The following is a 21,250-nucleotide window of genomic DNA, read 5'->3' on the forward strand; positions in this document are numbered from 1 at the left end:
CCGGCTATTTTCCCAAAAAAAATATGCCGGTCTTTAGATTTTAAATTGGTTGCGGGAGGAGGATTTGAACCTCCGACCTTCGGGTTATGAGCCCGACGAGCTACCAGACTGCTCCATCCCGCGACGTTACATAGCATATGGATGATGCTATTCAAATGATGTGTAAACCCTACATCAAGTAAAAACCTTTTCCACTTTCGTTCACTTTATTAGTATGTGAAGGAACAATTTCTATTATACCTTAAAGTTCTAAAGAAAGCAACTACTTGAAGGAAATGGTGACCCGTACGGGATTCGAACCCGTGTTACCGCCGTGAAAGGGCGGTGTCTTAACCACTTGACCAACGGGCCACAAGAAATTAAGCAAGAAAAGAAAATGGTGAGCCATGAAGGACTCGAACCTTCGACCCTCTGATTAAAAGTCAGATGCTCTACCAACTGAGCTAATGGCTCATTTCTTGGCGACAAGATATATAATATCACCGTTCAAGAAACAATGCAATAGAAATCACAAAAATAATTTAAAGTTTTTTATCTACCCTCAAATATCCTTATCAACAATAACGAATCTTAATCAGAAAAGCAATAATCGTTGAGAAAAAAACCTTAAAATTAAATACTGTGGAGCGCTTAGGTGTAGAATTAATGAGTATTTGTGTAGTATTTGTGTAGAATAAAATTGTTTTTGTGCAGAATAGATTCTGTTTTGGATACAATTAAATGATTTTTGTGTAGAAATGGTTTCAAACTTGGCTGTTTTATTGAAGTTTGAGCATGACACGCTCAAAAAACAACAATCTTTTCTAAAATACCCTTCTACTTTTAAGATCAAAAGGTTCGTAAACAGAGCCTAAGAAAAGCCGCATAGCGGTCTATTATTAAAAACAGCGTCAGCTCGCATGTTTTAAAGTCTCAAGGATGCTTTTCCCTTGAGACGAGCGGTGTGAAGGTAGCAGTCCTCTTATAAATTCTTTTTTTAAATAAATACAGCTGTCTTACCACCGTGCAGTAAGACAGCCGTTTTTTACGCGAATACGCCACGAACTAAGTTCGTCTGACTGCGGTCCGGTCCAACTGAGAAGACACTCAATGGAATGCCAGTAAGCTGTGAGATGCGCTCTACGTAATAAAGGGCATTTTTCGGCAATTCATGTAAGGACTTGACGCCTGTGATGTCCTCATCCCAGCCATCGAGTTCTTCGTATACCGGTTTACACTCAGCAAGGACTTTTAAGCTGGCAGGGAACTCGTCAATGATTTCCCCTTTATATTCATAAGCAACACAAATTTTCAGCTTCTTAATTCCACTTAATACATCGATTGAGTTCAGCGACAGGTCTGTAATGCCACTCACGCGACGAGCATGACGAACAACAACACTGTCGAACCAACCGACACGGCGCGGACGCCCAGTAGTTGTTCCGTATTCATTTCCTACGTCACGGATTCGATCGCCGACTTCATCAGTCAATTCGGTTGGAAATGGACCATCACCTACGCGAGTTGTGTAAGCCTTCGATACACCAACAACGTGGTTAATTTTCGACGGGCCTACACCGGATCCTATCGTTACGCCACCTGCAATTGGGTTAGAAGACGTTACAAATGGGTAGGTACCTTGGTCAATGTCCAACATAACCCCTTGAGCACCTTCAAATAAAACACGGCGCCCTTCGTCTAACGCATCGTTTAAAACAACAGACGTGTCTGTTACATAATTAGAAATTTCTTGACCATAGTTATAGTATTCTTCGAGAATGTCTTCTTTTTTGAAGCCTTCTACTTCGTATACTTTTTCAAGAAGGCGATTTTTGTCTCGAAGGTTGAGTTCAAGTTTTTCTTCAAAGGTTTCTTTATCCAAAAGATCTGCAATACGAATTCCAACGCGAGCGGCTTTGTCCATGTATGCAGGGCCAATACCTTTTTTCGTCGTACCGATTTTATTCGCGCCTTTGCTGTCTTCTTCTACTGCATCTAATTTGAGGTGATAAGGTAAAATAACATGAGCGCGATTACTGATTCGCAAATTGCTTGTGTCGACCCCTTTATCGTGAAGATATTTCAATTCTTCCACGAGCGCTTTCGGATCAATGACCATTCCATTACCGATCACACATGTCTTATCACTGTAAAAAATCCCTGAAGGAATAAGATGAAGCTTGTATTTTACTCCACCAAACACGATCGTATGACCGGCATTATTTCCTCCTTGGTAACGAGCAACTAACTCAGCTTGCTCTGATAAGTAATCTGTAATTTTTCCTTTTCCTTCGTCTCCCCATTGTGTTCCTACCACAACAACCGATGGCATGGATGAGCACCTCCACTTATATTAAAAACATTATTTAACGTTCCCTAGTTATTCCTTTTTCATTAAACCACAGTAAGTTTATCAATTTGAAGCCAGATCGTCAACAAAAATCCGAACAATTATAGATAATACAAGATTTTTCGTTCGTATGTTAACTGTTAGACGCTTCTTACAAATAAAATCCCCTCTCCAAAAAAAGAGGGGGATTCTCATTATGCACCTGGTGGAATATCGCCTTCGTCGTAGCGGCGTTCCAAGTTAACGAATTTATTGTATTCTTTTACAAAGGCCAGTTCACATGTGCCAACCGGACCGTTACGTTGTTTAGCAATAATGATTTCAATAATATCTTTGTTTTCCGATTCCTTGTCATAGTAATCATCACGATAAAGGAAAGCGACGATATCGGCATCTTGCTCGATACTTCCTGACTCACGAATGTCGGACATCATAGGACGCTTGTCTTGGCGGGATTCTACACCACGGGAGAGCTGAGATAAGGCAATGACAGGTACTTCGAGCTCACGGGCGAGTCCTTTTAAAGCACGGGAAATTTCACTTACTTCCTGCTGACGGCCTTCTCCACTTCGGGCATCCCCTTGAATGAGCTGAAGGTAGTCAATCATAATCATTCCAAGGCCCTTCTCTTGCTTCAATCGACGACATTTTGCACGAATGTCATTTACTTTTATCCCAGGTGTGTCATCAATGTAAATACCCGCCTTAGACAGGCTTCCCATTGCCATCGTCAGCTTTTGCCAATCTTCATCGTTCAGCTCCCCGGTACGGAGCCGTTGGGCATCGATGTTACCCTCAGCACAAAGCATACGCATGATCAGCTGCTCTGCGCCCATCTCTAAACTGAATATCGCTACATTTTCATCGGTTTTCGTAGCGACATTTTGACTAATATTCAGAGCAAAAGCAGTCTTACCTACTGAGGGACGGGCAGCTACAATGATTAAATCGTTACGTTGAAAGCCGGCTGTCATACCATCTAGCTCGGTGAATCCAGTAGGAATTCCCGTAATTTCACCACTATGATGCTGGAGCATTTCAATATTATCATATGCACTGACTAGAACGTCTTTAATATCTTTAAAGGCACTCGTGTTTTTTTTATGAGATACTTCAAGTATCGTTTTTTCAGCGTCATTTAAAATCGCATCTACTTCTTCATCGGCTGCATATCCATCGGCAGCAATGTTTGTTGCCACACGAATCAGTCGGCGAAGTAATGATTTTTCTTCAACGATTTGGCTGTAGTAATCAACGTTGGCTGCAGTAGGTACTGCATTGGCCAAGTCACTTAAATAGGTCACACCGCCAATTTCTTCAAGCCAATTTTTGTTTTGCAGCTCAGACGTTACCGTGACTAAATCAACTGGCTCTCCTTTTTCAGAAAGTGTGAGCATGACGGAATAAATCCGCTGATGTGCAGCTCGGTAAAAATCGTCTGGCATTAAACGCTCAGAAGCCGTGACAAGGGCTTCATCTTCAATAAAGATGGCACCCAGCACGGCTTGCTCGGCTTCGACATTTTGTGGCGGGGTGCGATCCGCAAATAAATCGCTCATTTTCTCTTCCCCTTTTTTCACAAACTGTGTATTATTCTTCTGTCACGTGTACCTTTACCGTGGCAGTCACTTCCGGATGGAGCTTAACTTCTACGTTCGTATAACCTAACGCACGGATCGGTTCTTTCATAACGATTTTACGTTTATCGACTTTCATATCCATTTTTTTCAGCTTTTCTGCAACTTGTTTATTTGTAACAGCTCCGAATAAACGTCCACCGTCACCAGCTTTCGCTTTCAGTTCTACTGTTGTACTTTCGATTTTACCTTTAAATGCTTTAGCATCTTCGACTTCTTGCTGAGCCTTCTTATTTTGGCTTTCTTTTTTCTTTTCGAGACTTTTCATGTTCGCATTATTCGCTTCAATCGCAAGGTTATTTTTTAATAAATAGTTACGCGCATAGCCTTCAGAGACGTTTTTAACATCTCCTTTTTTCCCTTTTCCTTTAACGTCTTGTAGAAAAATTACTTTCATGACGATTGTCCCCCTTTGAAATAACCATCAATCTTCTCTTTTAAAATATCTTCTGCTTCATCAATGTCCACATCTGATAACTGAGTTGCTGCATTCGTCAAGTGACCGCCGCCGTTCATTTTTTCCATAATCACTTGGACATTCACATCACCTAAAGAGCGGGCACTAATACTGATCCGCCCATCATCGAGCTCAGAAATAACAAAGGATGCTATGACATTGTTCATCGTTAACAGCGTATCGGCTGCCTGGGCAATAAGCACTTGATTGTACGTCTGATTTTCTTCCCCTTTGGAGATTGCTGTCCCCGCAGAGTATATATAAGAGTTTTCCACTAACTTTGCTCGTTTCACATACTGCTCTAGATCTTCTTTCAACAGCTTCTGAACTAGGGTCGTGTCTGCTCCCTGACTTTTTAAATAAGAAGCCGCATCAAACGTTCTCGATCCAGTCCGGATAGCAAAGCTTTTTGTATCGACAATAATCCCTGACAATAGTGCAGTTGATTCAAGAACATCCAAATTTGGATGATTCGGCTGGTACTCCAAAAGCTCTGTGATCAGTTCGGCTGTCGATGAAGCATAAGGCTCCATGTAAACGAGGACAGCATCTTCAATAAACTCCTCACCTCGACGATGATGGTCGATCACAATGATTCGCTCTACACGATCTAACAGCTTCGTATCAATGCATAGAGACGGTTTGTGTGTATCAACGACCACGAGGAGCGTATCTTCGGTCATTTCCTCTCGTGCTTCTTCGGGAGTGATAAAGTTGGCCCATAGATCATCATGATCTTGTATAGCCTCTAGTAACTTGTGTACACTTAAGTTCACATTATCCGGATCAAGAACAATAAAGGCATCCTTGTTGTTTACTTGTGCAATTTTTAACATCCCGATGGCGGCACCAATTGAATCCATGTCAGGATTTTTATGCCCCATGACAATGACCTTATCGCTTTCTTTAATAAAATCGCGAATAGCATGAGAGATCACACGGGCTCTTACACGGGTCCGTTTTTCCATCGCGTTTGATTTTCCGCCATAAAAACGAACTTTTCCGTTCTTTTGTTTAATAGCTACCTGATCTCCACCTCGGCCTAAAGCCAAATCTAAACTTGATTGAGCAAGGGCACCCAATTCACGCAATGAAGAGTGGCCGCTTCCAATTCCTATACTTAAAGTGAGCGAGACTTTTTCCTGTCCTGTCACTTCCCGAACTTCATCAAGAAGTGTAAATCGATTCTGTTCTAAATGATACAAAGCATCCTCATTAAAAATTGCGATAAACCTGTCTGAGGATATTCGTCTCAATAAAATATCATGTTGTTTTGACCACGAGTTTAACACGTCTGTTACATGAGTCAACAATTTACTTCTTAACTGGTCATCCATTCCTTGGGTCACTTCATCATAATTATCTAAATAGACTAGACCAATCACAGTTTTATCACGTTCGAACAATGCTTTAATTTCCTGTTCTTCCGTGACATTAAAAAAGTAAAGGAGTCGCTCGTTCGACTCGTGGACTACCCGATATTTACGCTCTCCAAGAGTAATAAGAAATTCACCTTGCTCAGTTTCTAAAAGATCAGGGAGCTTGTCAGATACGACAGAAAGCTGTTCCCCTAGTGTTTCATTCGCTAACAATGCTGACATATAAGGGTTAATCCACTGAATGCTTCTTTCCTCATTATAGAGGATCATTCCAATAGGAAGTTTGGTTACCGCCTCTTCGCCAGCTTTATTTACCCTGTAACTTAATGTAGACACATAATTGGTAAATTCTTTTTCAAATTGTGTTTTTGCACGGATCACAAAGACAAAAACAAGGCCAATACTTAGAAAGCCGATCAATCCAAGCTGCCATTGATAATAGGTTAGAATACCGGTAAACAATATCGCGATACTCAACAGTGCTATGACGTGATAGCCATGCCACCGCTTCAATAAGAAATTAGGCATTCTTCACAACTCCTACTTGTTTGAGTCTAATCGCTTCCTCAACTCAAATCCTAAATCAATTATACCTAATATACGGACGAGATACAGCATAAATGGGAAAAGGACACTCAGAAATAAAATGGAAATTGGCACTGCAATATGAATCTTCTTTTTATGGAAAAAGAAGAAAATAAGAGCAAGTCCTTGAATTACCATGACCATTTCTAAGATCGGAAATAAATTATAAACGATTGTATACATCGTGGTGCCTTCATCTACGCCTATTAAAATGAAAATATACATTATTAAGTAGTACCAAATAAACGCTTTTGGAAAGGACCATTCTCTAAGTGGTGGAAATGTGCTTACTTCGGATTTCAGCATCCTCGCGGTAATCGAAGCGAGCCATTGAACAATAAACGCAAACGCAACCCCTATTAAAATAAATAAAGAAGGTGTGATGACAATAAGTTGATCAATTAACTCTTGCGCTGCTTCAAAAGTCGCCTGTTGATCCCCAAAAACCGCCAACATCGATTCTGTTTGCTCAACCGAATCAGTCAGTACATCTTGCACCGCACGAATCGGATGAATATCTAACAGAACGATACTCCCGATAAAGTTAACGATCAACGCCGTAATAACGGTTAACGAGCCTCCAAGAAGTACAGCAAAGGCTGGTTTTTCACGTCGGTACAATTCACCAATAACGACTCCTGTAGAGGCAAACGTGATCGTAAAGATAATGGCTAACGGGTAAGCTAGGATCAACAGCAGGACAAAGCTCACTAACAATAAATAGAGGCTCGGCTTTAACCCGTATTTTTTCCCAAATAAAATAAAGGGTATCGGTAATAAAAATACCGTTAATAACCCAACAAACGGAATAAAGAGTGTGCTCAAAATCAGAAGAAAGTAAATCCCTAAGAAGAGAACCCCTTCTTTTATAGCATTGGATGATTCATTCATCTTGTTCCCTCGTTTCAATCACTGTTACTAGTAGGTATCGAATCTTATTGTAGCATGAGTTAAAAGTAAAGGACAAAGTCCACTCTTACTCTTAAGCTAGCTTTCGGTGTAGCGAGTGGTTATTGGTCATGACGTCATTAAAGGAAGTGAGGTTTGCAAGTATGGCACACTGACCTTTAATTAAGGATTAATTCTTCTTACTAAAAGGCTGTTTTCTAAAAGATTGTTGCTATTTGTTTTTAGAGCGTTAGGCAACGCATGCTTCCCCAAAAAGCAACAAACTTTACGAAAACAGTCTACTAAAAAGAAGCGTGCATCAGAAGAAAAGCGCTGGACATTGAAATGTAGATTTTTAATTCTAAACAAGTATTGGATGCTAATGGTATTGAGATTCCATTCCCCATCAATTCTAACATGAGAACAAATAGTGTTATTTACCTCAAACGCCTCTTCAATAGTGGCGTTTTTTGTCTATTTTCTGCTTTTTTTATAGTTAAGAGCGAAAAAACAGTTATTTAAGTGCCATTTTACGTTTTGAATCTGCTCGTCAATGTATTTATCAGCGGAATTCATTGCGATATCAGCGGAAATGATTACGATATCAGCGATTCGACAAATTACGCTAAATAACGACACCGACCACACCCCGCCCCTACTCATTAAGGAAAACTAAAGTACAAAAAAGACCCTCAGTAGCTCCGTCACTACTGAGGGTCTTTTAACTAGCGATTACTCACCAGTTACAAATGGTAATAATGCCATTGTGCGAGCGCGTTTAATAGCACGAGTCAATTGGCGTTGGTATTTTGCAGAAGTACCAGTCACACGGCGAGGAAGAATTTTTCCACGCTCAGAAATGAATCGCTTAAGCAAATCTACATCTTTGTAGTCGATTTTCGTAATTTTGTTTACTGTAAAGTAACAAACCTTACGACGTTTTGGACGTCCACGACGAGCCATTTGAACCCCTCCTTCTTGTAAATTTTTATATAAACTCGTTATTTTTTAAAGCTTAGAACGGAAGATCATCATCATTGATGTCGATCGGTTTACCGTCGTTAGCAAATGGGTCATCAGAGAAGTCGGATTGTCTACCTTGACCAGATTGGCCTTGGTTAGGATTGTTTTGATAACCGTCGTTATTTTGACCGTAGTTTCCACCGCCATATTGTTGATCACGGTTTCCACCGCCGCCACCACTGCCTTTCGTTTCAAGAAATTGTACACTATCAGCGACAATTTCTGTAACAAAGACGCGGCGTCCTTCGTTATTATCATAGCTACGACTTTGCATCCTGCCATCAACACCGGCCATGCTGCCTTTTTTCAAATAATTCGCTACGTTTTCCGCTTGCTTTCTCCAAACAACGATGTTTAGAAAGTCCGCTTCACGGTTCCCTTGTTGGTTCGAAAAGGGACGGTTAACTGCTAACGTAAACGTAGCAACGGCAATACCATTTGCTGTATACCTTAACTCAGGGTCTTTTGTTAATCTTCCGACTAGTACAACGCGGTTAATCATCCGAACTCCTCCCCATTTATGATTCTCTTTTATTCATCGTCGCGTACAGCGATGTTACGCATAACGTTTTCGTTGATTTTCACCAAACGATCGAACTCAGAAATGGCTTCAGGGTTAGAGTTTACGTTTAAGATCACGTAGTAACCCTCTTTGTAATCGTTGATTTCGTAAGCAAGGCGTTTCTTTCCTACTTCCTCAACCTTTTCCAATTCCGCGCCGTTATCAGTCAAAACCTTGTTGTATCGCTCGATAATTTCTTTCGTAGCAGCCTCTTCAAGGTTAGGACGTACAATGTACATGATTTCGTACTTGCGCATGTTTCGTCACCTCCTTTTGGTCTAGCGGCTCCTCTGTTTCGAGGAGCAAGGAGCAAGCAGATTTCTCTTTTGCTCGCAATTGTCAATTATAGCAGGAGATTAACCGAAAGACAAGATAAGGATGGTTATTTTTTTGATAGGTTCTGTTATCTGGTAAGCTTGGGCATGATAAAGGGTAGATTTCGCTTCTTCGTACTTATTTGTAAAGAACAACAAAGTTTTCGAAACCAGCGTTTCAAAAAAAGAACCCAAGAGATAAATCTCTCCTGGGTCCGTCAATTTCTTTATTAATATACGAAGAATGTAGTTGAAGCAGAGCTACCTTCATAGCCAGAAAGTGCTGTATCTGCTTGTACACTGTATGTCCCTGTTGCAGTTGACCAAGATGTAGAAAGTGTCCAACTAGCTACACCTGATGAGTTCGTTGTAACTGTATTCGTCAACGTCGTGCCATTTGGACGTGTAATCGTCAAATCAACCTCTGCATTCGCGAGTGCTCGTCCATTTTCATCCGTTACTTGTGTAGAAACCGTCACGTTTTGACCACGGCTCACGTAATAACGATCTGTCGTTACAGATGTATTTGTTTCTCCTGCTTCCGGATCTGGCTGAGAACCTCCACCAAGAGCTTGTACTGCAGCGTTAGCATCTACAATACCATGTCCGTACTCAAAAAAGCTTCCTGCCTCTTGCGCTGTATCTTGTAATATACTTCGCGCTTCAGAGACAGAAACGCTAGAATCAACTGCTCTCATTAAACCAGCTACACCTGCTGCATGAGGAGATGCCATTGAAGTACCTGAGAAAGAATCATAACCATTGTTAGGGACGGTGCTGTAAATGTTAGAGCCAGGTGCCATTAATTCAAGACCGTCACCATAGTTAGAGAACGAGGATCTTGTTCCGTTTGACGTTACAGACCCTACAGCAATGACACTGTCGTATGCTGCTGGATAAGAGATGCTATTGCGATATTCGTTACCAGAAGCTGCGATTACAATAGATCCTGCATTGACTGCGGTTTGCGTTGCTTCATCCATGCTTTGATTGTATCCGCCACCGCCTAGAGACATATTGATGACATCAGCGCCAATATCAGCAGAGTAAAGAATACCTTGTGTGATGCCATACATAGAACCTCTACCATCGTCACCTAGTACTTTAACAGGTACGAGTGTTGCGTTGTGCATGACACCAGAAACATTTCCATAGCTTGCAATCGTACCCGCAACGTGAGTACCGTGACCTTGAACATCCATCGTGCTGCCGCCAACAAAGCTTCTTCCTAAGTCAGTATCTACTAAATTGCTCAAGCTCTGATGGTTGTGGTCGATCCCTGTATCTAACACAGCTTGGATGACATCGCTTGACCCAGTTGTGATATCCCACGCCTGTGGTGCATTAATCATTTCATAGTGCCACTCTTGGTTTGGATGCATGTTAATTTCAACGTCTTCTGTTGATACGTCTTCAAGAGCATACATCTCGTAGTTTTTTTCGATGTATCGCACCTCTACCCCTAACTCTTTTAACGTTTCTTCTAATGAAGCCTCTGCTTCCTCAATAGAATCATAGTCTTCAGTAGAATACTCTGTTAAGTATACTAACCCCATGTTTTCTACTATTTCTGTTTTAAATTCATCATCGCCGAAAGCTCGAATTGAATCTGAATCAGATTGTTCTAATAAAGAATCAACAACTTTAAATCCTTTATTTTCTAATTCATCTGACTGACTCATCACGCTATACGTACTTTGAATCCCAACACTAGAACTAGACTCACCTTCAACTGAAACAATCAATTCCCCTTCAATGAAACTCTCATCATTATCAGCTTGAGTAAATGTTGGATCGTTGGCATAAGTAGGAGTCACAAACATCGTAAAAATCATTGTCAGCATAACTAACCATATAAAACTCTTTTTCATCTCTAAAACCTCCGCCTTTAGTAGTTTAATTATTCCGAATTTTTTACCTAGATGTAGCCTAAATGACCTTATTTCCATGATACTTTTGACCATTTTTCGATAACACCCAACTCCTTTCCTGGTCATTTTACAAAACTTGCGGAAAGAAATGATTCTTTATCTTAGTTGCATCAACCTGCCGCTATCCCAAGTGTATCAAAGGTTCAAGCGTTTTGTTATTGGGAAATAGCCCTCAATTTTTATCGAATATTAACTTAAATTTTACGTACCTTTCACAAGTTTTTGGATATTTGACTGAAAATTCCGTTTTGATTTATGATTGTAAATATTAAATAGGTAGTGTGTTTTTTTTCCTTTTTCTAGCACGTTAAGAGTAGTCTTTTAGTGAGGTAATTAGTATAATGGGCAAAATTATATTGGAATTTCAATAGATTGACTTTATTTAAAAGGTGGAGGTATCCCTATGCTTGGTCAAAAAATTTTCTATTTTAGGAAATTAAGAGGCTTGACGCAAGATCAATTGGCTCAAGGGATCTGCTCTGTGCCACATTTAAGTAAAATTGAAAACGATCATGAAACTCCAAGTGCGGATATGCTCGAACACCTATGTAAACGATTAGATATTTCAATCAAAGAGATTGACGTGCAAGGAGAAATAACCTCAATTACGCAAGAATTAGATAATTGGTACACGTTGATATGTAATCGTGACAAGAAAGAGGCGAAGCGGTTATTTACGAAGCTAAAAAAACAAATAACGAGTATTCAGGACCCTCAAGTCTTACTGAAGTATCGAATCTTTACATTAGGATATCAATTATTAATAAGGAAAATGGCTGAAGCCAAAAATCAAATAGATGAACTAGAGCCATTTAGTAAAAAGCTAGATTCAAGCCTAGCCTACTATTACAACCTTTTTTACGGACTTTATTACTGCTTAGGAGAAGATTATTTAGAGGCTCTGTATTTATACAAGCAAGCAGAGCATGTACGAGATTCGTTAGGGATTGAGGATCCGGAAATTTACTACCATTTGGCGTTAGTCAATATGAATTTACACCGGACATATTACTCAATTAACTATGCTGAAAAAGCTGCAAAAATATATGTAAAGAGCTGCAATTATTTACGTTCGATCGACTGTGAAATTTTATTAGGTGTAAATTTGACTCGAATCAATAACTTTTGTGAGGCAGAAAAGCATTTATTAAATGCTCTTGAAGCTTCGACACAATTAAATAATAAGGATCACATTAGTACGATCTATCATAATTTAGGCTACTTGTTCTTAATGCAAGATCAGTATCAAAAAGCAAATAATTATTTCAAAAAAACGACGGAGTATGCAAAGCCAGAACGTTATGAGGACAACGTTCGAACGTACCTTTGTTTAGCGAGAACATGCTATAAGCTTCATGATTTTGATCACACTGAGCATTGGATTGAAGTCGGGCTTTCTATTGCCGAAAAATATAAGTTGGAAGAATTTCTAATCCACTTTAACGTTTTAAAAGGTCAAGTGAACAATGATATGTCACAAGAGTTTGAAACCCTCCTCAAAAATAAAGCGATTCCTTACTTTGAAGAAAAGCAGCTATGGTTTAACGTAGCCAAGTATGCTGAAATTTTAGCTGAATATTATACTAAAAAAAGTAAATACAAAAGCTCCAGCTACTACTATTCTCTTGTCAATGAATCAAGGGGAAAGATCTACGAATATATTACTTAACGCTCAAAATCAAATGTTGCCTTTGATTTGGGCGTTTTTATTAAAAATATGGCTCTGTTAAAGCTTGTTGTTGATATTGTGACATCGCTTTCCGCGGGCACTGCTCGAGCCTCGTGCTTTTCCCGCTGGAGTCGCCGCATTTCGCTCGTAACATCACACACCAAACTTTTCAATGCACTTCTCTAACAACACAGAACTTTAACAGAGCCCAAAATAAAAGAAGAGAGCCTCCAATTTGCTCTCTTCTTCAAGGATGTTGCTATACATTAAAACGGAAATGTACTACGTCGCCGTCCTGAACGACGTACTCTTTTCCTTCCAGTCTCACTTTTCCTTTTTCTTTGGCGGCGCTCATGTTTTCTGCTTCTACCAGATCTTCATAGGAAACGACTTCGGCACGGATAAACCCACGTTCAAAATCGGTATGAATTACACCAGCTGCTTGAGGGGCTTTTGTACCTTGACGAATCGTCCAAGCACGCACCTCTTGTTTCCCCGCTGTAAAGTAAGTTTCTAATCCTAATAAATTGTATGCCGCTTTAATTAACTGGTCTAAACCTGACTCGGCTATACCAAGGTCATCTAAAAATTCCTGTTTCTCATCACCTTCAAGCTCAGCAATTTCAGATTCTATCTTCGCACAAACAACAATCACTTCAGAATTTTCATTATTAGCAAACTCGCGGACCTTTTGCACGTTCGGGTTACTTTCCGCATCAAGAATCTCTTCTTCACTAACATTCGCTGCGTACAGTACCGGCTTCATCGTTAACAAATGCATGCCTTTTGCAAACTTCTCTTGTTCCTCTGTTAACGATACGCTACGTGCCGGTTTTTCATTTTCAAACGCATCTTTGAATTTATTCAGAATTTCGAGCTCATACATCGCATCTTTATCTTTTTGCTTTGCCATTTTCTCCACTTTAGCCAAACGCTTTTCGACCGTCTCCATATCAGCTAGAATGAGCTCTAAGTTGATCACTTCAATATCACGGATCGGATCGACGCTTCCGGATACGTGCGTAATGTTTTCGTCATCAAAACAGCGCACTACGTGAGAAATTGCATCGACCTGACGGATATGTGACAAGAACTGATTTCCAAGTCCTTCCCCTTTACTTGCCCCTTCTACAATCCCCGCGATATCAGTAAATTCAAAAGCTGTCGGAACCGTTTTTTCCGGATCAACGAGCTCCGTTAGTTTATTTAGTCTTTCATCTGGTACTTCAACAATTCCTACGTTCGGGTCGATTGTACAGAACGGGTAGTTTGCTGACTCAGCACCTGCTTGTGTAATTGCATTAAATAATGTTGATTTTCCAACGTTCGGTAAACCAACAATTCCAGTTGTTAACGCCATAGAGCATGCTCCTTTATCGTTATTGTCCAAAAACTGTAAGAGGGATTTGGACAATCATTTAAATTCATATAACCGTGATTTTACTACGTTTTCATCCTTTCCAATTATAGTGAGTATGGTGGAAAAGCGCAAGAGCCTGACTCTCTCATATAAATAGGAAAAAGCCTAAATCTCAACTTTGAGCTTTTAGGCTTTTCTTATCGATACCCGGCAGTCATATTGAATACCGCCTTTTCCCATGTCAGATTCCCCTGATAAAGTAAGGAGATTCACACTTCCTCCCATCGATTCTGATCGACCTTCGTCTACGTTTATGACCTCAGGGTGGAGATTTTCATCGACTCGAATCTTTCCATTAAGGTGTCCACGGTTATTATAAATAAGTCCGCGATCGCCATTTTTTAATTGGTGGTCTTGTGCTATTTGAGCCGAGACTTCAATCACATTTTCATTTTCTCCACTCAATAGATGATAGTTTTGCGAGTGGTTAGAACGTGCGGGGTGTAATGACAGCAAGTGATACATGTGAGTTGAGTCAACGTTTTCTTCTTCTTGTGCTGCCTCTTGCGGATACTCCAGCTTTATTCGGCCTTGGTTATCTTTGTTGTTATGTTGAGCAAGCTGAGAGGTAAATTCGTATTTACCACTTGGGGTATCGAACTGGTAATCAGCCCAAGCAACGTCTGGAATCGGCAGCTTAGAAAAGCCAATCCGTTTAGTATCCTCAAGACTCCACCCTCGTCCCCGCAAGGTTTTCGTTCCAATTTTCAGCCAATCCTCCCTACTGTAATCGAACCAATCTCCAAATCCAAGTCGCTTTGAGAGCTCAGTCCACATCCACAGGTCAGACTTCGCTTCTCCTTTTGCTTTTACAATGGCCGGGCTGTAATTCACGTAGTCGTGATACATTGCGGCAAAATATAAATCCTCTTCCTCAAACACTGTCGTACTCGGTAACACGTAATCTGCAAGCTTAGCTGTATCTGATAAATAGTGATCGGCCACCACTAACGTATCAAAGCTTTCGAATGCTTGCTTCGCCACATTTGTATCAGGGATTTGCGTTAACGGGTTTCCCCGGGTGACAAAAGCCATCGTCACTGGGGGATCATCATCAGTAAGAATTTTTTCCGCTTGATTCATTCTCGTAAATGTACGAATCTCAGCTGGCACACACCTTTTTGCCAGTAAGTCTGTGTCAAACAATTGACTTACAGCAAGATGCCCGTACATAACTCCGCCACCGGGAATCCCAACGTTCCCACTCGCTGCTCCAATTGCGTCAATAAGGCGGATCGTGTTACCTCCGTTGGCGTATCGCTGCATTCCTAAACCTAAATAGGTAACGGTTGGACTATCTCCGTAAATGCGGGCTACTTCATAGATCGTTTCTTTATCAACACCGGTGCATTTGACGATTTCTTCATAAGAAATATCTGTAACAAGTGTCAATAAATCATCCCACCCATATGTATGATGGGCGATAAAAGTGCGGTCTTCAAGCTCTAATTCTAGTAATGCTTTGATAACTCCAGCAGCTAAAAACCCATCCATGCCAGGACGAACACTTACATAAAGGTCTGCCTTTTTGGCAGTATCATTACGGATCGGATCTATGACAGTTACTGTTGCGCCTCGTTTTTTTGCCTTCATCAGACGCGCGAACAAATGAATATTCGTTCTGGACGCATTTCTCCCCCAAATAACGATGTGTTTACTATTTTCAATATCTTCTGGAGCATGGGCAACACTATTCCCAAAATCTTGAATTTGCGCTTGCAAACCAGCTCCCCAGCAAAGGCTACCTTCTAATTTTGTAAACCCACCAAATCCTCGAAAAAAGCGTTCATCGACGTTCTTTACTAAGCCGTTGTTCGCATAGTCGTGACTATGTAAAACCGCAGTGGGACCAAACTGTTCCTTCACTTTCCTCAGCTTAACTGCAATTTCATCTAAAGCTTGTTCCCAGGAAATTTGTTCAAATGTTCCGTTGATTTTTTTCAAGGGGTGTATAACACGAGAGACATCGTTAGTCTTTTTTTCCAACTGGCGCCCTCTACTGCAAATTTGTCCTTTGGTAATGGGGTGCTCTCGATTACCGTTTACTTTGACTACTTTTCCTTCAGCCACGGCAACCGAAAAGCTACACATATCCCAGCAATTCAATGGGCAAGCTGACGTGATAGCTGTCTCTTTAGATCTACTTTCCATGATGCTCCAACACTTTTTTGAGCTTTTTTGTAAATTCTTTACGAGGAATCATTACACTATGATCGCATCCTAAGCATTTAATTCGGATGTCCATCCCCATGCGAATAATCTTCCAACGATTCTCACCACACGGGTGTTGTTTCTTCATTTCTACCACATCATGTAAATCAAATGTTTTCTCGCTCATTGCTTTCACCTCTTCTAAACGGTCTTCTTGCTGATATTATACAACAATCCCGTTATCTATGGTAAAGGGCGATCATCAAAACGATGGAGAATTGGATACAAAATAATTGAAGCCAAAATGTATAAGTTCAACAACCCATACAGTGGATACAAAATTGAAATTAACCGTGAAAAACCAATTGTCGTAAGCGGGACCATTAAGCAAATGAAAATAAGAGCCAAAACCCAGAACGGAAGGCCTAGGTAGTTTTTGAACCTTGTACACAATCCAAGCATGCCTGAAGCGGCTGTCGTGTAAATGGCAGCCCAAAGTAAACCTGACATAACGAGAACCATAAAGTAAGGGTAATGCTTTAAAATCGCAAATAAGGGTATCTCATATAACATAACCTCGTGAGCGACAATTAACAGAGACTCATTGTACAAAAATGAAATCACTCCAAGAACCGTCGCACTTCCGATACTGGCAATCCAAATTTCTCCCGTACGTTGAATTTTATTACCTATTGCAGCGATCACAGCAACCAGCGGCAAAATATTCAACGCTGTAAAAGTAAAGGCATTAGGCCAGTTATGCTGAGCCATAACGTCGAAAGAAATTTCAAATCCTGTCGTCCATTGAAATACAAACAAAGTACCAACGAGAAAGACAATGAGCAGTGGAATAATAACCGCATTCATTGAGGTCATCCCTGAAATTCCCCAGACAAAAAGCAGCACTAGGAGTCCGGAAATAATTAACACTCCGTACCAATATGGGATATGTAGCACCTCTAATGTAGCACCTCCACCGGCGATCATAATGACAGTCGTTGAAAATAAATAAAGGATGATCATGCCATCATACAGACCCGTCAGCCTCTTTCCCATCAATTCTTGTAAAACCGGAAGATAATGCTCTGAGTTTTTCTGATAGCTGATCGCCATAATCACATAGCAACAGACAAAAAATAATATCGCAAATAGAATGATAGCTAGGCCACTTTCATTGCCAAAAAACTGCCATAATTCTCGTCCGGATGCATAGCCTGCACCAATGATCGTACCAATAATAAGAAACATCCACTTAAAACCTGATAGCCACATGGTCTCTTTCCCCTTTTCCTTCCGTTTTCAGACGTATAGATTTGTGAAAGATTCCGTATACTGTTAATACTATTTGGGAACAGGGGGTTATATGATGTTTCGTGGACAACTTTTTCAAAATCGTCGCCCATCCCCTTATCGTATATACGCAAAAGACAGCAATGCTGCTTTGGAATTATCAATGCATTTGAAAGAAATTTTAGCAGCTAAAAGATCAAGGGATTTGGTGATTGTATGTATTGGATCGGACCGTTCCACAGGAGATAGCTTGGGACCACTTATTGGTACAAAACTTCAGGAAAACCTTGCGAGTCATTACAAAGTCTACGGGACGTTGGCTAAACCTGTACATGCTGTAAATTTACAAGAAACGTTGGATGAGATTAACGCTACTTACTACGAGCCATTAATATTAGCCATCGATGCCTGTCTCGGCCGTTCGACGAGTGTTGGATATGTATGTCTTGGCGAAGGTCCTTTACGCCCTGGAACTGCAGTGAAAAAACAATTACCCGCTGTAGGAGACTTCCATATGACTGGCATCGTAAACGTCGGTGGTTTTATGGAAATGATGGTTCTGCAAAACACACGACTATCCGTTGTCGTTGAAATGGCAGACGTCATGTCTGATTCGATTGTCCGTGCGACAAAAGAAATTGAATCATCGCGAAAGAAATTCACCTGGCCAACACTGCCTTCCTCAAAATCTCAGTAAAATAAGAAAAGCGCAAGGCGCCCGCTAATCGGCGACATGCAAATGTTCTGTCCGATAAAAAGTGCTTTTTACTTTTAATCGGGCAGGTTATTTGACACGAGCCGATGGCGCCTGGAGCTAGACATCGAAACGTGGATTTTGTCGAGTAGGATGAGGGTTCACACCTTCATCCCCTCTCAAGAACCGTGCGTGCGGTACTACCGCACACGGCTCTTCCCTGTACTATTCACTTGAAGCAAAGGTTAATTCTGGGTTGGTTTTCGCTACTTCAGCTATTCTCATCAGTTTCGTTTCCATGACATTTTTTTCCTCCTACCTCTGTGTGTAGTTCATGTGTCCCTGATAAGACCCATACAGGGTGGATGCCTTTCCTCAGTCGGAGTTACCCGATGTCATCGGTACTACGCATCCATCCGACTTCCTGAATGACATTTGGTTTTCTCACTTTGTATCGCTTGTCCACCATACTTTCTATCCGAAAGATCATTCAGGATCTCCCGAGTTGCCATATCCTAACGATGTCCAGCGTGCCGAGGTCACAGACTCCGGGGAAACCTCTCCTCACTCGCCCTATCGTTTGGAGAGATGTTGCTTTCTGAGAGTATAAGATCATCAGCTTTCCCAGGTCATAAGATATCGGAGCTCTATCCCTTCAACCGCTTGGCTTACGGCCCACTGTCTTACTGTCTATGCTTAAAGATTATGGTTACCCACAACCCTCCAAGACTCGTTACGGGTGAGTGGCTAGCCCTTACCCGATGGGATTCCCACCCATTATAGGATACGACCTATGCTCGGTCACTCTATACTTTCTTAACTCACGCGAAAAAAGAGGCACCTATGGGGTACCTCTTTTTCACATATTTACAACTATTTTTTATTATCTAGTATCTCTATCTCTCTATAGCTTCGTAAGTATGAGTTTCAGACAATACTTGTTGCTTTACGAAAAGAGCCTTTATTAAGTCATTCCTATATAAACTCTAACATGGCTTCTATTACAACAACCTTATCCCACAAGGTGCATTATGAAAACAAAAGCGACAGCAATCGGAATTGCTGGCAGTAAATTGGCTACTCGAACCGGCTGGATTCCGATAATGTTCAGTCCAATGGCAAGAATCATAATACCACCTACTGCAGTAATTTCACTAATCATCATTTCCAGTAGTTCATCAGGTACCCAGCGTACTATAAAAGCGGCACCTAGTGCGATGGACCCTTGGTACAAGATTACTGGAATCGCTGAGAAAATTACACCAATGCCAAGTGTTGCTGCAAATACAATAGATGAGAAGCCGTCTAAAACACTTTTCGTAAATAAGACGGAGTGATCTTGTCGTAATCCACTGTCTAATGCACCAATAATCGCCATGGCGCCGACAACAAACAATAACGTTGCAGCTACAAAGCCTTCTGCCAACCTTCCTTCTGATGATTTGCTCATTCTCTTTTCCAATACCTTACCTAATTGATTGAGCTTCCCTTCAATATTCAACCGTTCACCAAGAATACCTCCGAAAGCCAGACTAAAAATAATCAAGAGAAATTGCTGTCCTTCAAAAGCCATCGTTAAACCTAATACAATAACCGCTAATCCGATCGCTTTCATAACCGTTTCCTTCATATCAGCCGGAATTCTCTGTAGTTTGATACCGATATATGCACCAATGGCAATGGCAACTCCGTTTACTAATGTGCCTAGTAAAACCATCCTCTACTCTCCTAACCTAACAGGCCTTCCTTAATCTCTGTTATCGCTTCTATAAATGTGTCAATTTCATTCTCAGTATTATAAGGACCTACACTGACTCGTACCAGCCCCGTTTTAGCCGTATTAAAGTAATAATGCGATAACGGAGCACAATGCAGTCCGGCCCGCACAGCAATATTATAGTGCTCGTCTAAGATCATCGCTATTTCATGGACGTCTGCCCCATCCATATAAAAAGAAACGACTCCTAGTCGCTTTGCTGCGGCTTGGACGACATGAATTTCCTCATGAGTAGACAACCCTGCGATCAGCTTGTCCGTAAGGTGAGTTTCATGCTCGTAGATATTGTCTAGTCCCATTTTCTCAACAGCTTCTAACCCTTTTACCAAACCAGCTATACCAGGTGTATTTAATGTGCCGCTTTGCATCCCAGTAGGCCATACATCAGGCTGAAGCGGGGTCTCCGAATGACTCCCCGTCCCTCCGAAATAAATTGGTGACAATTTCACATCTGGCTTTACCATTAATACTCCGACCCCTTGTGGACCAAGAAGACCTTTGTGTCCAGGAAATGCCAATAAGTCAATCCCGCTCTTTTTCATATCAATCGGCAAGACACCCGCCGTTTGTGATGCGTCGACCATAAACGTAGCTGAAGTCTCGTTATGCAAAACTTCTCCCCATTCCTCAACAGGAAGGACAGTACCTGTCACATTCGAAGCGTGCGTAGCCACCACCATTTTTGTAGTTGCGCGTAGTGCATCAAGAAGTGTCTTCGTTTCAATTCGTCCCTCTGAATCAGGGGTAAGATACGTTACCTCAATTCCTTTTTCTTTTTTCAGCCATTCCAATGGTCGTCTGACGGAATTGTGTTCATATTTCGTCGCAATCACATGATCTCCACTCTCAAAAGAGAATCCTAATAACCCTTGATTAATGGCTTGTGTCGCATTTTGATAAAACAAAACACGATCAGCTCCAGGGCATTGAAAAAACGAAGAAAGTTTTTCACGGGCCCGATCTATCGTCTCTGACGCCTTTCTACCTAACCGATGACCACTCCGCCCTGGATTCGCTCCATACTCATTTACCGCTTCAGCCATCGCTACAGCTACTGTTTTAGGTTTAGGAAAGCTAGAAGCTGCTTGGTCTAAATAAATCATACTTTCTCCCCCTTCACCATCTCATTTAAAGTAAGACGCAC

Annotated in this window: 17 protein-coding genes and 3 tRNA genes; 2 read left to right on the forward strand and 18 right to left on the reverse strand. The window is 41.1% G+C overall.

Features of this window, described 5'->3' with window-relative positions:
• Positions 1-46: 46 nt before the first annotated feature.
• The 12 genes from CDZ94_RS13775 to CDZ94_RS13830 all read right to left on the reverse strand — a co-directional run bounded on the left by CDZ94_RS13775 (position 47) and on the right by CDZ94_RS13830 (position 11,045).
• A tRNA-Met gene (locus CDZ94_RS13775) sits at positions 47-123 on the reverse strand.
• A gap of 153 nt (positions 124-276) precedes the next feature.
• Positions 277-351, reverse strand: a tRNA-Glu gene (locus CDZ94_RS13780).
• Between the two features lie 26 nt (positions 352-377).
• Positions 378-453: transfer RNA gene (locus tag CDZ94_RS13785), tRNA-Lys, on the reverse strand.
• Positions 454-1,024: 571 nt separating this feature from the next.
• Positions 1,025-2,311, reverse strand: coding sequence for an adenylosuccinate synthase (locus CDZ94_RS13790; protein WP_096437980.1), 1,287 nt, complete (start codon positions 2,309-2,311; stop codon positions 1,025-1,027).
• A 212-nt stretch (positions 2,312-2,523) separates the two neighbouring features.
• Complete coding sequence (dnaB, locus tag CDZ94_RS13795) at positions 2,524-3,888, reverse strand: replicative DNA helicase (protein ID WP_096437982.1); 1,365 nt, start codon at positions 3,886-3,888, stop codon at positions 2,524-2,526.
• Positions 3,889-3,919: 31 nt separating this feature from the next.
• Positions 3,920-4,363 (reverse strand): 50S ribosomal protein L9, encoded by a 444-nt coding sequence (gene rplI / locus CDZ94_RS13800; protein ID WP_096437984.1) that lies wholly within the window; start codon positions 4,361-4,363, stop codon positions 3,920-3,922.
• Positions 4,360-6,330, reverse strand: coding sequence for a DHH family phosphoesterase (locus CDZ94_RS13805; protein ID WP_096437986.1), 1,971 nt, complete (start codon positions 6,328-6,330; stop codon positions 4,360-4,362). The genes rplI and CDZ94_RS13805 overlap by 4 nt, the downstream gene beginning before the upstream one ends.
• 12 nt (positions 6,331-6,342) lie before the next feature.
• Complete coding sequence (locus tag CDZ94_RS13810) at positions 6,343-7,278, reverse strand: YybS family protein (RefSeq protein ID WP_096437988.1); 936 nt, start codon at positions 7,276-7,278, stop codon at positions 6,343-6,345.
• Positions 7,279-8,007: 729 nt separating this feature from the next.
• Positions 8,008-8,238, reverse strand: a complete 231-nt coding sequence (rpsR, locus tag CDZ94_RS13815; RefSeq protein ID WP_096437990.1) for a 30S ribosomal protein S18 — start codon at positions 8,236-8,238, stop codon at positions 8,008-8,010.
• A gap of 52 nt (positions 8,239-8,290) precedes the next feature.
• The gene (ssb, locus tag CDZ94_RS13820; RefSeq protein ID WP_096437992.1) at positions 8,291-8,800 is read right to left on the reverse strand and encodes a single-stranded DNA-binding protein; all 510 of its coding nucleotides are present in this window, start codon (positions 8,798-8,800) and stop codon (positions 8,291-8,293) included.
• 29 nt (positions 8,801-8,829) lie between these two features.
• Positions 8,830-9,117: a 30S ribosomal protein S6 gene (rpsF, locus tag CDZ94_RS13825; protein WP_096437994.1), complete on the reverse strand. Its 288-nt coding sequence runs from the start codon at positions 9,115-9,117 to the stop codon at positions 8,830-8,832.
• 287 nt (positions 9,118-9,404) lie between these two features.
• Positions 9,405-11,045: a S8 family serine peptidase gene (locus tag CDZ94_RS13830; RefSeq protein ID WP_096437996.1), complete on the reverse strand. Its 1,641-nt coding sequence runs from the start codon at positions 11,043-11,045 to the stop codon at positions 9,405-9,407.
• A 463-nt stretch (positions 11,046-11,508) separates the two neighbouring features.
• Here CDZ94_RS13830 and CDZ94_RS13835 point away from each other — a divergent pair, with 463 nt between their 5' ends.
• Entirely contained in the window at positions 11,509-12,774 is a 1,266-nt protein-coding gene (locus CDZ94_RS13835) for a helix-turn-helix transcriptional regulator (RefSeq protein WP_096437998.1), read from the forward strand.
• A gap of 259 nt (positions 12,775-13,033) precedes the next feature.
• Here the strand turns inward: CDZ94_RS13835 and ychF are convergent, their stop codons facing one another.
• The 4 genes from ychF to CDZ94_RS13855 form a co-directional block, all read right to left on the reverse strand.
• On the reverse strand, positions 13,034-14,134 hold the full coding sequence (gene ychF, locus CDZ94_RS13840) for a redox-regulated ATPase YchF (protein ID WP_096438000.1): 1,101 nt from the start codon (positions 14,132-14,134) through the stop codon (positions 13,034-13,036).
• Between the two features lie 186 nt (positions 14,135-14,320).
• Positions 14,321-16,345: a molybdopterin-dependent oxidoreductase gene (locus CDZ94_RS13845; protein WP_096438002.1), complete on the reverse strand. Its 2,025-nt coding sequence runs from the start codon at positions 16,343-16,345 to the stop codon at positions 14,321-14,323.
• Positions 16,335-16,532, reverse strand: coding sequence for a DUF951 domain-containing protein (locus tag CDZ94_RS13850; protein ID WP_096438004.1), 198 nt, complete (start codon positions 16,530-16,532; stop codon positions 16,335-16,337). Before CDZ94_RS13850 ends, CDZ94_RS13845 begins: the two co-directional genes overlap by 11 nt.
• Positions 16,533-16,588: 56 nt before the next feature.
• Positions 16,589-17,617 carry a YkvI family membrane protein gene (locus CDZ94_RS13855; RefSeq protein ID WP_096438006.1) on the reverse strand — a complete coding sequence of 343 codons (1,029 nt, stop codon included), beginning with the start codon at positions 17,615-17,617 and terminating at the stop codon, positions 16,589-16,591.
• Positions 17,618-17,711: 94 nt separating this feature from the next.
• Here CDZ94_RS13855 and yyaC point away from each other — a divergent pair, with 94 nt between their 5' ends.
• A complete protein-coding gene (yyaC, locus tag CDZ94_RS13860) occupies positions 17,712-18,332 on the forward strand; it encodes a spore protease YyaC (RefSeq protein WP_096438008.1) in 621 nt (206 codons plus the stop codon).
• Positions 18,333-19,341: 1,009 nt separating this feature from the next.
• Here the strand turns inward: yyaC and CDZ94_RS13865 are convergent.
• Positions 19,342-20,046, reverse strand: a complete 705-nt coding sequence (locus CDZ94_RS13865) for a DUF554 domain-containing protein (RefSeq protein ID WP_096438010.1) — start codon at positions 20,044-20,046, stop codon at positions 19,342-19,344.
• Positions 20,047-20,057: 11 nt separating this feature from the next.
• Positions 20,058-21,209: an aminotransferase class V-fold PLP-dependent enzyme gene (locus CDZ94_RS13870; RefSeq protein WP_096438012.1), complete on the reverse strand. Its 1,152-nt coding sequence runs from the start codon at positions 21,207-21,209 to the stop codon at positions 20,058-20,060.
• Positions 21,210-21,250 lie beyond the last annotated feature (41 nt).

It is taken from the genome of Alteribacter populi (genome assembly GCF_002352765.1).
In the GTDB taxonomy this organism is placed as follows: domain Bacteria; phylum Bacillota; class Bacilli; order Bacillales; family Salisediminibacteriaceae; genus Alteribacter; species Alteribacter populi.